Source organism: Pseudomonas serbica, from assembly GCF_028823535.1.
Lineage (GTDB): Bacteria > Pseudomonadota > Gammaproteobacteria > Pseudomonadales > Pseudomonadaceae > Aquipseudomonas > Aquipseudomonas serbica.
In genome coordinates, this window is sequence record NZ_JAQIYM010000051.1 from 1 (window position 1) to 431 (window position 431).

General features: G+C 66.8%; 1 pseudogene. It reads right to left on the minus strand.

Annotation, left to right across the window (positions count from 1 at the left end):
* Positions 1 to 431: pseudogene (locus NQL71_RS29695) on the minus strand (glycine dehydrogenase (aminomethyl-transferring)); the annotation flags it as partial.

Consider the following 431-nt stretch of genomic DNA (forward strand, 5'->3'; position numbering starts at 1 on the left):
AGCAGGTCGGCGGCCACGGCCACCAGGGCGTTGGCGGCGTGCAGGCGCTCGGTCAGTTCGCGGTAGTCGAACACGTCACCGTTGCTCGCCGGGTACTGCAGCAGGGCGCCGAAGAACGGCGTCACGTCGCTCAGTTCGCGCTCGTCACCGACCACCACCTCGATGCCCAGCGGCTCGGCACGGGTGCGCAGCACGTCGAGGGTCTGCGGGTGGCAATGCCGTGATGCGAAGAACTGGTGGCTGCCCTTGTTCTTGCTCAGGCGCTTGCAGAAGGTCATGGCTTCGGCGGCGGCGGTGGCTTCGTCGAGCAGGGAGGCGTTGGCGATCGGCAGGCCGGTGAGGTCGCTGATCAGGGTCTGGAAGTTCAGCAGCGCTTCGAGACGGCCTTGGGAAATTTCCGGCTGGTACGGGGTGTAGGCGGTATACCAGGC